The 14,472-nt window shown below is 48.0% G+C and carries 13 protein-coding genes and 1 riboswitch; of the genes, 7 read left to right on the top strand and 6 right to left on the bottom strand.

Annotation, left to right across the window (positions count from 1 at the left end; all coding sequences use genetic code 11):
• Nucleotides 1–147 precede the first annotated feature (147 nt).
• On the bottom strand, nt 148–582 hold the full coding sequence (locus JOE49_RS07950) for a pyridoxamine 5'-phosphate oxidase family protein (protein WP_071559425.1): 435 nt from the start codon (nt 580–582) through the stop codon (nt 148–150).
• A 270-nt stretch (nt 583–852) separates the two neighbouring features.
• A riboswitch (TPP riboswitch) is annotated at nt 853–962 on the top strand.
• 191 nt (nt 963–1,153) lie between these two features.
• On the opposite strand from JOE49_RS07950, the gene JOE49_RS07945 reads away from it, so the two are divergent.
• The 5 genes from JOE49_RS07945 to JOE49_RS07925 all read left to right on the top strand — a co-directional run bounded on the left by JOE49_RS07945 (nt 1,154) and on the right by JOE49_RS07925 (nt 5,556).
• The gene (locus JOE49_RS07945; RefSeq protein WP_209940851.1) at nt 1,154–2,197 is read left to right on the top strand and encodes an ABC transporter substrate-binding protein; all 1,044 of its coding nucleotides are present in this window, start codon (nt 1,154–1,156) and stop codon (nt 2,195–2,197) included.
• 432 nt (nt 2,198–2,629) lie between these two features.
• Entirely contained in the window at nt 2,630–2,923 is a 294-nt protein-coding gene (locus JOE49_RS07940; RefSeq protein WP_016818835.1) for an MTH1187 family thiamine-binding protein, read from the top strand.
• On the top strand, nt 2,920–3,696 hold the full coding sequence (locus tag JOE49_RS07935; RefSeq protein WP_209940850.1) for an ABC transporter permease: 777 nt from the start codon (nt 2,920–2,922) through the stop codon (nt 3,694–3,696). Before JOE49_RS07940 ends, JOE49_RS07935 begins: the two co-directional genes overlap by 4 nt.
• A 44-nt stretch (nt 3,697–3,740) precedes the next feature.
• Nucleotides 3,741–4,691 carry an ABC transporter ATP-binding protein gene (locus JOE49_RS07930; protein ID WP_053326524.1) on the top strand — a complete coding sequence of 317 codons (951 nt, stop codon included), beginning with the start codon at nt 3,741–3,743 and terminating at the stop codon, nt 4,689–4,691.
• Nucleotides 4,684–5,556, top strand: coding sequence for a TatD family hydrolase (locus JOE49_RS07925; protein WP_075153605.1), 873 nt, complete (start codon nt 4,684–4,686; stop codon nt 5,554–5,556). Before JOE49_RS07930 ends, JOE49_RS07925 begins: the two co-directional genes overlap by 8 nt.
• Nucleotides 5,557–5,738: 182 nt before the next feature.
• On the opposite strand, the gene nfsA is transcribed toward JOE49_RS07925, so the two are convergent.
• The 5 genes from nfsA to JOE49_RS07900 all read right to left on the bottom strand — a co-directional run bounded on the left by nfsA (nt 5,739) and on the right by JOE49_RS07900 (nt 11,292).
• Nucleotides 5,739–6,482 carry an oxygen-insensitive NADPH nitroreductase gene (gene nfsA, locus JOE49_RS07920; RefSeq protein WP_068941046.1) on the bottom strand — a complete coding sequence of 248 codons (744 nt, stop codon included), beginning with the start codon at nt 6,480–6,482 and terminating at the stop codon, nt 5,739–5,741.
• A gap of 287 nt (nt 6,483–6,769) precedes the next feature.
• Nucleotides 6,770–9,226: a heavy metal translocating P-type ATPase gene (locus tag JOE49_RS07915; protein WP_209940849.1), complete on the bottom strand. Its 2,457-nt coding sequence runs from the start codon at nt 9,224–9,226 to the stop codon at nt 6,770–6,772.
• Nucleotides 9,227–9,339: 113 nt separating this feature from the next.
• Nucleotides 9,340–9,540: a copper ion binding protein gene (locus tag JOE49_RS07910; protein ID WP_013308457.1), complete on the bottom strand. Its 201-nt coding sequence runs from the start codon at nt 9,538–9,540 to the stop codon at nt 9,340–9,342.
• Nucleotides 9,541–9,595: 55 nt separating this feature from the next.
• Nucleotides 9,596–9,946 carry a metal-sensitive transcriptional regulator gene (locus JOE49_RS07905; RefSeq protein ID WP_013308456.1) on the bottom strand — a complete coding sequence of 117 codons (351 nt, stop codon included), beginning with the start codon at nt 9,944–9,946 and terminating at the stop codon, nt 9,596–9,598.
• Nucleotides 9,947–10,062: 116 nt separating this feature from the next.
• Nucleotides 10,063–11,292, bottom strand: a complete 1,230-nt coding sequence (locus tag JOE49_RS07900; RefSeq protein WP_023986696.1) for a multidrug effflux MFS transporter — start codon at nt 11,290–11,292, stop codon at nt 10,063–10,065.
• Nucleotides 11,293–11,494: 202 nt separating this feature from the next.
• On the opposite strand from JOE49_RS07900, the gene JOE49_RS07895 reads away from it, so the two are divergent.
• Both JOE49_RS07895 and JOE49_RS07890 read left to right on the top strand, forming a co-directional pair.
• Nucleotides 11,495–12,088, top strand: a complete 594-nt coding sequence (locus tag JOE49_RS07895; RefSeq protein ID WP_025723384.1) for a DUF5317 domain-containing protein — start codon at nt 11,495–11,497, stop codon at nt 12,086–12,088.
• A 282-nt stretch (nt 12,089–12,370) separates the two neighbouring features.
• Nucleotides 12,371–14,221 (top strand): bifunctional diguanylate cyclase/phosphohydrolase, encoded by a 1,851-nt coding sequence (locus JOE49_RS07890; protein ID WP_209940848.1) that lies wholly within the window; start codon nt 12,371–12,373, stop codon nt 14,219–14,221.
• The last annotated feature ends 251 nt before the right edge of the window (nt 14,222–14,472 follow it).

Genomic DNA, 14,472 nt, shown 5'->3' with positions numbered 1-14,472 from the left:
ATTTCTATTTTAATCCAACGCCAGATAAAAGAGTAGTCATTTACTTAAATTATTTATGAAAAAATAATTAATTTTCTCAAAAAATAAAAAGCCAGCAAACCTCCTAAAAAACTCGGAGATTCACCGGCTTATCCATTTATATTCGTATTACTTCTTCCAAACCTGGCGCTCAGATTGCTGACCCACATACTCAATGCGTGTCGGATTCACGTCCAGAATGACATAATCGGGATCATCCGGTCCGGAAAACCATTCCTTCAAGGAATCGTTCCACACTTGTTTGCGCAGCCCCTCATCAGCTGTGATCTGGACGGTAGCCTCCACTTCTACGACTTCCTTCGTACCGCCAACTTCATAACCCAGCAGCAGATAAGCATTCGGATTGTCCTTTAGCTCCTCTACTTTATGCGTTTTGCGATCTGTCGCCAGATGAATGTTCATTCCATCGTTAAAAAGGGCCATATAGCGTACTTTCGGTTTGCCACCCTCTACCGTACCTAACGAGCAAAATTTGTTGTTATCCAAAGCCTTCACAATGGCTTGTTCCAGTTGGTTGCGATCCAATGTTTCCGTTTTACCCACAGTACAACAACTCCTTTTCACGAATTAGAATTCTCTACGGCCACGCCATTGGGCACCAGCCCATCTGAACCTACTTGCGTAGCTGTTCTGAAAATAACATGACCGGATCGAATCGAATTGATTCATGCTCATTTTCAGATCAAAGCTCACAGTAAAAGTGTACCCTGTCGTTCGGCAAATGAACCGTCACCTCTCCCTTCATGCTGGACAGACCCGCATTCAAGGCATATAATCGTCGTAGTAAACCCGAATAAATGAACCCATTAAACCATACAATGCCAGGGGTGCTGGAATCGGCCGGCTGAGAGTGTGTCCCAAGACACTGACCCTTACAACCTGATCTGGGTAATGCCAGCGTAGGAATGCTTAAGCAAGATGTGCCTTTTTTACATAGGACCATCCCTTACTTTGGTATATACAAGCGCAAGCGTCCCGGAAACTCGGGGCGCTTTTTTTGTTGAAGATTAAGTTGTTGGAAAGATCGCATCCGGCAGATGTTATTTTTAGAAAATGGGGAACTTAAGCTGTCTGATTGGACGGATAACGGGTAATTAAAGGAGAGAACACAACGATGAAGCGCATGAAAATATTAAGCCTGGGACTGATCAGTCTGTGGCTCATGGCCCTGACCCTGACCGCTTGCGGTGGAAGTCCCCCCACATCCCAAGAAGCGGCTCCCGCTACCGGCACTCAAACGTCTACTCCGGCAAAGGGGCTCAAAGATGTTAAAGTCGTGCTCGACTGGACACCCAATACGAATCATACGGGACTCTATGTCGCTAAGGACAAAGGATTTTACGAAAAAGCGGGTTTGAATGTCCAAATTGTTCAACCTGGTTCAGGCGGAGCTGATCAAATGGTTGCTTCTAATGCTGCACCTTTTGGTATCAGCTACCAAGAAGGCGTCACACAGGCTCGTACGCAAGGCGTGCCGCTTGTATCCATCGCTGCGGTGATTCAGCATAATACCTCAGGCTTCGCAGCCCCGGTAGATCGTGGAATTAAGAGCCCGAAAGATTTTGAAGGTAAAAAATACGGCGGTTGGGGCTCTCCCGTAGAAGAAGCGGTCATGAAATCCATCATGGATTCAGACAAAGGCGACGTGAGCAAAGTGAAGATCATCAACATGGGCAATGCAGACTATTTTACAGCCGTGAAGCGGGATATCGACTTTGCCTGGATTTTCTACGCATGGACCGGAATCGAGGCCCAGCTTCGAGGTGAGCCATTGGATATGCTGTATGTAAAAGATTATTCCAAAAGCCTCGATTACTATACACCTGTAATTGTGAGCAACGAACAGACAATAAAAAATGATCCCGAGCTGGTCAAAGCGTTCATGGACGCTACCGCACAAGGCTATGAATACACTATCGCTCATCCGGAAGAAGCCGCAGACATCTTAAGCAAAGCTGTACCGGAGCTGGATAAAAAACTGGTACTTGCGAGCCAAAAATGGCTAAGCCCGCGTTATCAGGACGATGCCGCGCAATGGGGTGTGCAAAAAGCGGAGGTATGGCAAAACTATTCGGACTGGATGTACGAACGCAAGCTGCTCAGCAAGCCTTTGGAAGTCGATAAAGCCTTCACAAACGGTTTCCTGCCCAAGCGTTGATCATTTGTTAAAACGCTAAATAAGACTGATCTAGAGAAGTGAACAAAGCGCCACTACGCAGTCGGATGGTGCTTCCCATCGCTGCTGTACCCAGATTTCTTTTATAAATATCCAGAGGTTGAAATCTGGGTACAAAGGCGAACGCTAACGCTTGTACAGCACCATTCCGCCCACTTCGTTCTCGTTCTACTTGGTTTATTCTTTAGCTTTTCATATTATCTAAGCGCTAAGTAGGTGCGCTTGTGTGTTAAAAATGCCACACAAACCAGCTTTAAAAATAGGGTGCTTTTAAGGCGGTTGGCAGCGTAGTGGTTCATTTGAATCTGGAGAAGCGCAGCGATCGTAAGATCAAATGAACCGCGAAGCGGTCTCCCCGCCTTAAACCACCATATTTTTTTAATAACACTCCAAATAAAGGACAGGTGAATTTTCATGGCTAACACACTGCTCAGTATTCAAGTCATCCCTAAGACTCCTAATAACGAGGACTCTTACCCGTATGTAGATAAGGCGATTGAGGTCATTCAGCGCTCCGGCGTCAAACATCAGGTGAATCCATTGGATACGACCATGGAGGGCGAGCTCGACGAGTTGCTGAAAGTGGTTAAAGAAATGCACGAGGCTTTGACGGAAGCGGGCAGTCCCAGCGTCATTTCACAGATCAAAATCGCACATAACCCACAAGGCATCAGCATGAACAAGCTGACCGAGAAATATCGCCCATGAATCCGAAAGGCAAGAACGCATCCTGGTGGAAAAGCGTATGGCCGCCCTTTGTGGCGGTCCTCTTCTTTTTAGCGGCCTGGCAGGGGGCGGTTTCCTATTTACATATTGAATCCTGGCTGCTGCCAGCTCCATCCCTCATCGTACAAGAGGGCATGGCGCAATCGGCGTTGCTTGGCACCCATACATGGGCTACAATTCGTCTGACACTTGCGGGATTCGCAATAGGGACAGCTACGGGACTGCTGATCGCCATCGTTCTTCATACGATTCCTTTTCTCAAATCTGCTCTATACCCGCTCTTGATCCTTAGCCAAAACATTCCCATCATCGCTCTGGGTCCGCTGCTCATGGTGTGGTTTGGTTTTGGCGTGCTGCCCAAGCTCATGGTCATTACCTTAGTATGCTTTTTTCCCGTGGCTGTAGCGGCCATGGACGGGCTGACTCGAACAGACCGTACGATGATGAACTATATGCGGATGTCGGGTGCAAGCCGCATGTCTATTTTTATGAAGCTGGAGCTGCCACATTCCCTGCCGCAAGTCTTTTCTGGCGTTAAAATTGCTGCTACCTACAGTGTGATGGGCGCGATCATTGCCGAATGGATCGGAGCTAGTGAAGGAATTGGGTATTATATGCTGCTGCAAAAATCGGCCTATCGCACGGACCTCATTTTTGCCGCCATCGGCATTATTGTTGCACTCAGCTTACTCATGTTTGTGGTTATTTTACTACTGGAGAAATGGCTGGTTCGCTGGAAACCCGATCGAGAGTAGCTTCCTCCTTGAATTACATACAGCAAAGAAAGGACGTGGCGCGTATGAGTCTGCATCCGACTGACTTATCATCATACAACGTGGCTAATGAACAACGAACCGGGGAACAGCAGAGTCCTTCAACCGCTCCTCCTGCTTTGGAATTGGACGGGATCAGCCTCGCCTTCCGCGAAAAGCGAAGCCTACTGCCCGTACTGCAGGATGTATCCCTCACAGTCAAGCCAGGAGAATTCGTTTCCCTCATCGGTCCGTCAGGCAGCGGCAAAAGCACGCTGTTTCACATCATCGGCGGGCTACTCAAACCACAGCAGGGACGTATCCGTATGCACGGACGGGACATGACTGGTGAACGTGGGCATATCAGCTATATGCCGCAGCAGCCCGCCCTTTTCCCGTGGCGTACCACGCTGGACAACGTACTGCTTGGGCAGGAAAATGCTCCACGTAAAAATACAGCAGTACCCCCTCAGTACGCCAGTGAACGCGAGCGTCGCAAAGAAGCCTTGCAATGGCTCGAACAGGTTGGACTTGGTAAATTCGCCAAGGCGTATCCACATACGCTGTCTGGTGGAATGCAACAGCGCGCAGCCTTTCTTCGCGCACTGCTCAGCCCACAGGAATTAATGCTGCTGGATGAGCCGTTCAGCGCACTCGATGCGCTGACACGTGCAGACATGCAGCAATGGTTATTACGGATGTGGGAAAAGAACCGCCGTTCTGTGCTGTTTATTACCCACAGCATTGAAGAAGCGTTGCTGCTCTCCGACCGCATCTATGTGCTGTCGGCGCGACCTGCTTCAGTGGTGCATGTCGTAGATGTCCCTTTTCCCCGCCCGCGTAGGGAAGAAATCACCCTCGATCCGCTCTTTATTGAATGGAAGCGGACCATGACCAGCTGGATGCGCGAGGAAAAACATAAACTGGACGGCGACATGGACAATGCTCAGAGCGTCCACAAGAATATCCCGGAAGATGGATTGAATCGACATGAGTGACGTAAAAGTTCGATGTGCATTGAAATGGAACAGCCAAACAAAGCCAGGCTTGGATTTGACCGCAATTGGACCCGCTCCATTGATCGACGCGCATATTCATGTAGACAGCTACCCGCCTGAACAACAGGAATTATTGCTCGCTTCACTTGCCAATAGCAGCGTCCAAGCCGTGATAGCCGTGTCGATGCATCTGGGCTCCAGCCGAGCCAATCTGCAGTTAGCCAAGCGTTACCCCGGGCTGGTACGACCAGCCTTTGGCTTTCATCCCGAACAGGCTCTTCCACCGCAAGCTGAGCTTGAACTCTTGTTCAACTGGATGGACGAACATGTACAGCAGATGGTCGCCGTGGGTGAAGTCGGCTTGCCCTATTACAATCGGCTGGAAGCCTCACAGAGCGGTTCACCTTTTGACCTCGCTCCCTACATAGTGCTACTAGAGCGCTTTATCCAGTTTGCAAGCAAGCATAACAAGCCCATTGTCCTGCACGCCGTTTATGAGGACGCAGACATCGCCTGTGACCTTTTGGAACGTCATGGCATCACACAGGCGCATTTTCACTGGTTCAAGGGCTCTACCGCCACGATCGAACGTATGGCCCGGAACGGCTATTATGTCTCCTTCACACCGGATCTCTTGTACGAAGAAGAGATCCGCAGTTTGGCAAGACAGTATCCGTCTGATCAGATCATGGCAGAGACAGATGGTCCTTGGCCGTTCGAGGGACCTTTTACTGGACAAGAGACACATCCCCGGATGACTGCCGACGTCATTCGTGCGTACAGCAAACTGACCCATCAAGATGAATCTGCCGTCCGTCAATTATTTTATGAAAATACGAGACGCTTTTACTCACTATCTGATTGATAAAGGCATACCAGCTATTTACTGACTGGAAGGTTTACAACCACAACATGCAACCAAAGCAAAGAACCTCCTTATTTACGCGGGACTTCATCATACGTAAATAAGGAGGTTCTTGTATTTTCAAACGTATATAGCTCAAATACTACTTGTATTTTGCAGAGTTTTTTGTCGCCACTCAGCTTTTATTGCTTCAAGAAACCCTTCTGTTCCAAAAATGGCTTCAACTGCAAGCGCGCTGGCTCGGTCAGTCTCGCAGCCATTTGCTCAGACCATGGCGTAGAGCGTTGACCGCCTGTACGTTCCTTCAAATATTCCGCTGATGTGTGATCGTATACCTCTACAGCTTTCATCGTCTGATTTTTGTCGTAACCGTTCATATGCAAAACACCGGACAGTGGAAGACGTGGACGCAAGCCCGTTTCCTGATCCGGTACACCAATACACATACCGAACACTGGATACACCAGCTCTGGCAACCCTAACAACTCAGATACCTCTGCTATTTTAGTACGAATGCCGCCGATGTAGACGATGCCCAGGCCCAGTGATTCAGCGGCTACCGCTGCATTTTGTGCAGCTAACGCGGCATCAATGGTCGCAACCGTATAATTTTCGACGGAACCTTCATAGGAAGGCTGACCTGGCTGATGGTGTAGTGTGACCTGCTTCAAACGATACAGATCTGCGCACCATACCAGAAACGCGGGGCATTGCTCAACGTAAGCCTGCCCTCCTGCTAACTCGGCCAGTTTTGTTTTTAAAGAAGGCTCGGTAACGGCAATAACGGTATATGCCTGCACATTGCTGGACGAGGATGCCATTTGGCCAGCTGCCACAATAGCTGCGAGCTGCTCGTCGGTAACGGCGTCTGACTTGAACTTTCGCACAGACCGGTGATTCATCAACAAGGAAATCGTATCATTCATGACTGCTTCACTCTCCTAATCCATAATATAAGCTCTTTATCTACTTCAAGCTGTGAGTATACGAAGAAGTTCTTGCATGCTTGCATGGCACTCCTACAAATATTATGGAACTTTCGTGAATGATAAGCAACCTGACGTGATGAAAGTTAACAGTATGGTTAAAAAAAACAAACACAACAAAAAGCAAGCACGCAGAAAACCAATTGTGCGTACTTGCTCTATACTCTGATAATAACTTTATCTCGACACAGCAGTCCGACTGCACGCTATCCTGCTAATACATCCATTTACAGCTTCACCCGTTGCAGACGCAGTGCATTCAGCACGACCGAAACAGAGCTGAATGCCATGGCCGCTCCCGCCAACCATGGAGCAAGAAAGCCCAAAGCGGCAATCGGAATACCGATCACGTTATAACCGAGCGCCCAAAACAGATTTTGTCGTATGTTTGTCATCGTCCGGCGGCTCATTTCGATCGCGTCAGGAATGCTGTTCAGGTTGCCGCGCATGAGGGTAATATCCGCCGCCTCCATGGCCACATCCGTTCCCGTGCCCATCGCCATCCCAATATTAGCAGTAGCCAGCGCAGGCGCATCGTTAATACCATCCCCAACCATAGCTACGATCATGCCTTGTTCCTGAAGCCGTTTCACTTCCTCAGCCTTTCCTTCAGGTAGCACCTCCGCCAGCACTCGTTCAATTCCGGCCTCGACGGCAACAGCCCGCGCAGTCCGTTCATTGTCACCCGTAATCATGATGACTTCAATGTTCATCGCCCGCAGACGGGCAACGGCCTCCCGTGACGTTTCTTTAATCGTGTCCGCTACGGCCACCAGTCCGGCATAGGAACCGTCCACAGCGACCAGCATCGCGGTTTTCCCTGCGTTTTCCAGCTCATTCATATACTGCTCGGCTGAGTCATCTATTACGATGCCTTCCCTGCTCATCAATCGGCGTGTACCCGCCAATACCTGCTTATCTTCCACATGCGCCTTCACACCATAACCCGGAATATTTTCAAAATCTGTCGGTCCTACCAGCTCAATTCCTCGATCTGCAATCCCCTTTACAATGGCTTCCGCCAGCGGATGCTCCGAGCTTTTTTCTGCTGCACCGAGCAACCGCAGCAAATCGTTTTCAGCCAAGCCGCTTGCACCAACCATAACATCTGTCAGCTCTGGCTTGCCGTTCGTAACTGTTCCTGTCTTATCCAATACCACTGCGTTGACTGAACGGGTCATTTCCAAATGCTCGCCGCCCTTGAACAAAATACCGTATTCAGCGGCACGTCCCGATCCTGCCATAATGGACGTTGGAGTAGCCAAGCCGAGCGCACAAGGACAAGCTATGACGAGAACTGCAATCATTTTCTCCAGTGAGCCTGCAAAATCAGTCGGCGTCACAAGGAAAAACCAGACGATAAAGGCTAACACAGCAATAGCAACAACAATGGGGACAAAAATACCGGAAATCTGATCCGCAATCCGCTGAATCGGGGCCTTAGAGTTTTGTGCATCTTCCACGACCTTAATAATACGGGACAACGCCGTATCACCACCCACACGCTCCGCCTGAATACGTAGTACCCCGTTTTTATTAAGCGTCGCCCCTGTAACTGCGGAACCTGCTTCTTTTTCAACTGGAAGACTCTCACCACTTAACATGGATTCGTCCACTGCGGAACGTCCGTCCACGACCACACCATCGACAGGAATTTTCTCGCCGGGTCGTACAATAAAGATATCCTTCACACGTACCTGTTCGATCGGTATATCAAGCTCTTGTCCATCACGTACTACACGTGCCGTCGTCGCCTGTAGACTCATCAGGCTCTTGATCGCCTCGGACGAACGCCCTTTGGCTACCGCCTCGAACCATTTACCCACTAAAATAAGCGTAATTAGTACTGCACTTGTCTCGTAATACAGCTCTGGCATGGTCATGACAGGCATTCCCGCCATCCCCTCCATGACATCAGACGGACGCAGCGTAAGGTACAAGCTGTAAAAATAAGCCGCAGACGTACCCAGTGCAACTAACACATCCATATTCGAACTCCCGTTGCGAAGCGCTTTGTACGCGCCCACATAAAACTGCCAACCAATGACGAACTGAATCGGCGTTGTCAGCACTAGTTGGAACCATGGATTCAAGAACAGTTCCGGCACATAAATCCATGACGTAAAGGAAAAATGAGCCACCATCGCCCACAACAACGGAAACGACAGCACTGCGGACACAATCCACTTCCATTTTTTACGATGGATATCCTTACTGCGCACATCCGCGATATTGTCCTCAGCGCTCTGCGGGATCGCTCCGTAGCCTAGCTGTTCAATCTTGCTCACCAGATCACCAACCGCAATACTCCCCGCGGCATATTCCACATGAGCTGTTTCCATCGCCAAGTTTACCGTGGCACCTGTTACACCAGGCATCCGATTCAATCCCTTTTCAATCCGGGTTGCACAAGCCGCACAAGTCATGCCCGTCACATTCAGATTGGCTTCTTCACTTACAGTTCCAAACCCAAGAGAAGCAATTTTATCGCGAAACTCAGGGATCTCCACCTGCTTGGGATCATAGGATATCGACGCCTGCTCCAAAGCCAAATTCACATTAGCCTGTGCCACACCATCTATTCGATTTAAACCTTTCTCAATACGGCTTGCACAGGCAGCGCAGGACATCCCTGTAATGTGAAGCGTTGTCTGCTTGTCACCGTCGGTCGCACGGTTTTCCATGGTAACCCTCCTCTTATACCCCAGTGGGGTATATCATATCCAAAAAAGAAAAAGCTTCTAATATGGAAGCTTCTCCTTCGAAACAAGTCTGTCACACATAAAGCATCTTCAGCTTAAACAACGTCATAGCCTTGGTCTTCAATGGCTGTTTTCAGAGCTTCAACGTTCAGCTTGGACTCGTCATACTCTACATTCACTTGTTTCGTTTCGAGGCTGACCTTGCCGGTAGCGCCAACTTTCTCCAAAGCCCCTTCTACTGCCTTCACGCAATGATTGCAGCTCATGCCTTCTACGTTCAATGTAACTTGTGCCATTTTCTTTTCCTCCTCAGGGGTACTTCCGTACCCATAATGTGTATGAATACTACTCTTAACGGATTAGCTTCTTGACCGTAACCAGCAGCTCGTCAATCACTTCCTGCTCTCCTGCCTGCATGCGCTCAATGACACAGCTTTTCATATGCCCTTCCAGCAGCAGCTTACCAACACCATTCAGCGCGGACTGGACAGCCGCAATCTGGTTCAGTACATCGTCACAGTAGGTATCCTTCTCAATCAAGCCCTTAATTCCGCGAACCTGACCTTCAATACGGTTCAACCGGGATACGAGGCTGTTCTTGAACTCTGCCGAATGATGACTTTTTCTAACTGTCTTTTCCCCGTCTGTTCCACAGTGATTCTCATGGACTTCAGTGTGGGAAACAGGTTGCTCCTCAGCCATACATCAGCCTCCTGTGTGGTGTATATATGCATTTATGCATTTGTTATATCCCTATCATAATATACCCCCGTGGGGTATGTCAACCTTCCAGAAAAATGTCACTTTTTCGCCCTATTTTAAGCCTTCGCGCGTGCTTCCTTAGCAAGTACGACAAAGCTTAATAGCGCTCCAACCTCGGCTATAGCTATAACGACCGCCATCGGTACGGGGGTTGTTCCACTCCCCAAGCCTACTAGCGGTGAAGCGATAGAGCCAAGCAATAGAGGCAACAAACCTAGCATGGCGGACGCACTGCCTGCGGAGCGTTGCTGACTCTGCATTGCCAATGAAGTCGTCGTTGTACTTACAATCCCTACGCAGGAAACGACAAAAAACAGAGGAACTAAAACAGCAAACAATTGGCCTCCGGTAAAGGCTACAGTAAGCAAGCTAATTCCGGCTACAGCCGCAATTACCAGACCCGACAAGAGTAACTGTCGTTCGCTGAAGCGACCCACGAGTCTACCCGTCAACTGCGAAAACAGTACAATCCCCAAACCATTCACTGCAAAAATGATGCTATACGTCTGAGGAGAAACCCCGAAAATATCCTGAAGCACGAATGGTGAGCCAGCGATATACGCGAACATCGCTCCTGTAATCAGCGCCTGTGAGAAGGCATAGCCCATAAAGCGTCGATCGGCAAACAAGTGACCGAGTGTTCCTAGCGTCTGCTTCAAGCCACCGGATGAGCGGCGGTTAGTTGGCAACGTTTCTGGCAAACCCAATACGACGGCAATCAGCATAGCCACGCCGACTACACAAAGCACCATGAATACACCACGCCAGGAAACAAAGTTCAAAATGACACCGCCCAGTACTGGTGCAGCGATGGGGGCCACGCCGTTCACCAGCATAAGTAGTGAGAAAAAACGTGTCAACTCTTTGCCCGAGTATAGATCACGGGCTACAGCTCTGGAAATCACGATCCCCGCCGACCCCGTAAGCCCTTGAATAAAGCGAAGCACAATGAGCATACCGATATTCGGCGCAAACACACATAACAGCGAAGCAGCAGCGTACAGAATGAGCGAGATCACCAGCGGTCCTCTGCGACCCCTTACGTCGCTAAGCGGACCAGCAACGATCTGGCCAACGGCCAGTCCCAACAGACAGGCGGTTAAACTAAGCTGCGCCAGCGAAGTGGTCGTATGCAAATTGTTCGCTAATGTAGGCAGCGACGGCAAATACATATCTATGGACAACGGCCCGAAAGCACTCAATGCACCCAGGACAAAGGCGATCCATAATATTCGCGATTTGGTCATATCTGCGGCAACCATAACAGTATTGGATAACCGGTTCATAATAATAATCATCCTTTTCAAAAAAATATAAATAATTACTTCAATGTATCATGATATCACTCATTTCGTCTGGCTTCGAATAATTACACGCTAATCCGCAATTTTTTTTCAAAACTGCTATATATCAGGCAGGAATTTACCAATTTCAGGTCGAATTATACGGTAACCAAAACAAAAAATTTGTGGAATCTGGAGAATGATAATGGTCTATGATGGAGTGCTACTAGGTCTCATTGTAGGTCTGTTCAGAGGAGGCTGGCGGCAAGGTCTGATCCGTTTCAGTCAAATTCGCCTTATAGCCGGCTGGATGTTCCCCGTGCTGCTGCTGGTACAATTCATTATTTTTTATTTCCAGGAAAAGTGGGCTTGGCTGGCAGCCATTAACGGGTATCTATTTATGGGAGTCTACGTGGTTGGATTGATATTTCTCTGGTTGAACAGACATCATAAGGGATTCAAGCTTATTATAATCGGCGTATTGATGAATTTTATCGTTATGGCGGTGAATGGCGGCAGGATGCCGGTCTCGTTGAGCGCTTCGGAGGTGCTGGGTCCCTATTATACAGATATGCTTAAATCCGGAAGTGTCATCTCGAAACATTACATGATGGATGCGAGCACGCGTCTATCATTGCTTGGTGACATTATTCCTCTCTCCAAGCCCTATCCCCGCACGCAGGTAATTAGTATTGGAGATGTTGTCATGAATTTCGGGATGTTCCTGTTTATCCAAAGCATTATGGTCGTGAAGAGAACTAAGGATAAGCAGCAAGAAACCAATCCCCGCCACGCCTAGTGCACACCTTATTCCAAGGAAGGGAGGGAACCCTATGAAAAACTTGAAATACTCCCGTGTGATTATCAATGCTATTATCGTAGCTTCCGTCATAATTGCTTTGACTTCCGGTTACAAAATCGGGGGCTAGTCACCGATAAGAAAAAAAGGAAGCACAGGCTCAACAAAACAGGCTGGATTCCGGCCTGTTTTTTCATGTGAAATTTTCGATTACAAAATTGTAAATTATCCCATTCACCCCTGGTAGCTTTGACATCAAGATACGACAAGGCAGGAGAAGAAATGATGAGTATAATAAAAAAGCTGCAAGAACGGGTTACCGCGACGGGAATATATGTGTTTTTCATATGTTTGGCAGGCGTGATCGTCCTCCTGTATACGAACCAATGGTCCTTTTTGCACTATACGACAACAGAGTGGGTCACGATCTATTCCCTACTGGGAGCCGTTCTGATTCTGGAGCATTTTACATTCCAGCTACCACCGGCCAGTAACAAACAGTCCATGGATTCCTCCGTGTATCTGGCTTGTATTTTTGTGCATGGCACCGAAATTGCTATTCTGATTTTGTTGTTAAATGTAATCATTGCCATGTTCCGGCACGCAGAGCTGTCCTGGTGGAAGCATACCGCCAATTTTTCCATTTACGCCCTTTCCATTTTCCTGTCTTCAACAGTATTTGAACTAAGCGGCGGAACGCAGGGGGCTTTAAACCAAGATCATTTCGCTTCCTACCTGCTGGCGTTGATTTGCTACTTTGCGGTGAACACCATCACACTGGGCATCTACTTTTATATCGCATACAAAGGGTCCTTCAATGAGCTTAAACAGGCTTTTTTGGCTGAATCCCTGCTCGTATACTTATGTACACTTATTCTGTCTTTGGTATTGACTACACTGATTTATAACAACGGCATTCTAGGACTTTTGCTGTTCCTTGGGCTAAGCATGCTCCTATCTCACGCATTCAAGCAAATGTTCACGCTGTATCGGGAAATCGAAGAAAAAGCGAACATGGATCGCAGAACAGGGCTATACAATCACAGCTACTTCGAAAATACACTTGAAGCTGAATTAAATATATCCCGATCCGAGAATACTCCTCTCAGTCTGGCGCTGATTGATATAGATGATTTCAAAAAATACAATGATCATTTCGGTCATCTTAAAGGCGATCAGCTACTGGGATTTCTCGGTGAGTTTCTTAAGAAGGAAACCTCCGGCACCCATATCACCGTATCCCGCTATGGTGGAGAAGAATTCACCCTGCTTATGCCCGGTCATACCGCTGAACAAGCATATGAAACAGTCAATACTATTCGAAAAAGATTAAATGATTCTCGTTATGAGGGTGTTGAAATTTTTCCGCATGGCTGTCTGTCCTTCTCCGCAGGTATTGCACAAAGTCGCATTGACATCTACGACAAGTCACAGCTGGTCGATCTGGCGGATAAAGCCCTGTACTACGCCAAGAAACAGGGCAAAAACATCGTTCATACGCACGGAAGTTTAAATGAAGTGGAGCGCGAGGTCGATCTGGGGCAGGATATTCGCGATCTTGAACAGCAGCTTAATTTGTTCTTGTACAAGGATATTAACACTTTCAAGCATTCCAAGCGGGTATTCAGATATGCAGCAGACATGAGCGATGTACTTCAGCTCGGACCGGAGGATAAGCGGCGTTTCATACTAGGTGCCCTCATTCATGACATTGGTAAACTGGAGATTCCCTGGAATATCCTCAATAAAAAAGAGAAACTGTCCGGTGAGGAATGGCAGATGGTGCAAGCGCATGTCATGTGGGGCAAACGTATTGTCGAAGCCAACGAACGATTCATAGATTTAGTTCCTTTTGTGGAGCTGCATCATGAACGTTATGACGGAGGAGGCTATCCGTTTGGCTTTAAGGGCGAGCAAATTCCACGTTTATGTCGGATGCTGACGATCATCGACTCTTTTGACGCAATGACAACCGAGCGCCCCTATCAACCCACCAAAACGTTCGAGGAGGCCATTGAGGAACTACGTGCTTGCTCGGGTAGCCAATTCGATCCCAAACTAACGGCTATTTTTATCCATTATATTCAACATAAGCAACCTGCTTTCACGGATCTCATGGAAACAGGGCTCTAATTCCTTCATAGGCTCTTCCTCTTTGCCCCTAGCATGGTTGAAATCGTCCTGAATTCAACCACCCTAGGGGTTTTCATATGATTGGCATTTTGTATAATGCTTATTATTTCAAATTTCATATAAATGTCATAATTCGCTCCATCTATTCACGTTATATGCACTATGATTAAGATAGGAAGGGGTTTGTCCGTATAAAATGTTACAAATGGGGATATCCTCGCTTCAAGTAATCGAGAGAAGGTGACTTCACA

Origin of the sequence: Paenibacillus sp. PvR133 (assembly GCF_017833155.1) — a bacterium.
Taxonomy (GTDB): domain Bacteria; phylum Bacillota; class Bacilli; order Paenibacillales; family Paenibacillaceae; genus Paenibacillus; species Paenibacillus polymyxa_B.
The sequence above is the reverse complement of the archived record's forward strand: the minus strand, read 5'-3'. Positions and strand labels throughout refer to the sequence as shown.

Coding starts and splice junctions, on each gene's coding strand:
- JOE49_RS07945 (WP_209940851.1), top strand. CDS start 1,154: ATGAAGCGCATGAAAATATTAAGCCTGGGACTGATCAGTCTGTGGCTC.
- JOE49_RS07940 (WP_016818835.1), top strand. CDS start 2,630: ATGGCTAACACACTGCTCAGTATTCAAGTCATCCCTAAGACTCCTAAT.
- JOE49_RS07935 (WP_209940850.1), top strand. CDS start 2,920: ATGAATCCGAAAGGCAAGAACGCATCCTGGTGGAAAAGCGTATGGCCG.
- JOE49_RS07930 (WP_053326524.1), top strand. CDS start 3,741: ATGAGTCTGCATCCGACTGACTTATCATCATACAACGTGGCTAATGAA.
- JOE49_RS07925 (WP_075153605.1), top strand. CDS start 4,684: ATGAGTGACGTAAAAGTTCGATGTGCATTGAAATGGAACAGCCAAACA.
- nfsA (WP_068941046.1), bottom strand. CDS start 6,482: ATGAATGATACGATTTCCTTGTTGATGAATCACCGGTCTGTGCGAAAG.
- JOE49_RS07915 (WP_209940849.1), bottom strand. CDS start 9,226: ATGGAAAACCGTGCGACCGACGGTGACAAGCAGACAACGCTTCACATT.
- JOE49_RS07910 (WP_013308457.1), bottom strand. CDS start 9,540: ATGGCACAAGTTACATTGAACGTAGAAGGCATGAGCTGCAATCATTGC.
- JOE49_RS07905 (WP_013308456.1), bottom strand. CDS start 9,946: ATGGCTGAGGAGCAACCTGTTTCCCACACTGAAGTCCATGAGAATCAC.
- JOE49_RS07900 (WP_023986696.1), bottom strand. CDS start 11,292: ATGAACCGGTTATCCAATACTGTTATGGTTGCCGCAGATATGACCAAA.
- JOE49_RS07895 (WP_025723384.1), top strand. CDS start 11,495: ATGGTCTATGATGGAGTGCTACTAGGTCTCATTGTAGGTCTGTTCAGA.
- JOE49_RS07890 (WP_209940848.1), top strand. CDS start 12,371: ATGATGAGTATAATAAAAAAGCTGCAAGAACGGGTTACCGCGACGGGA.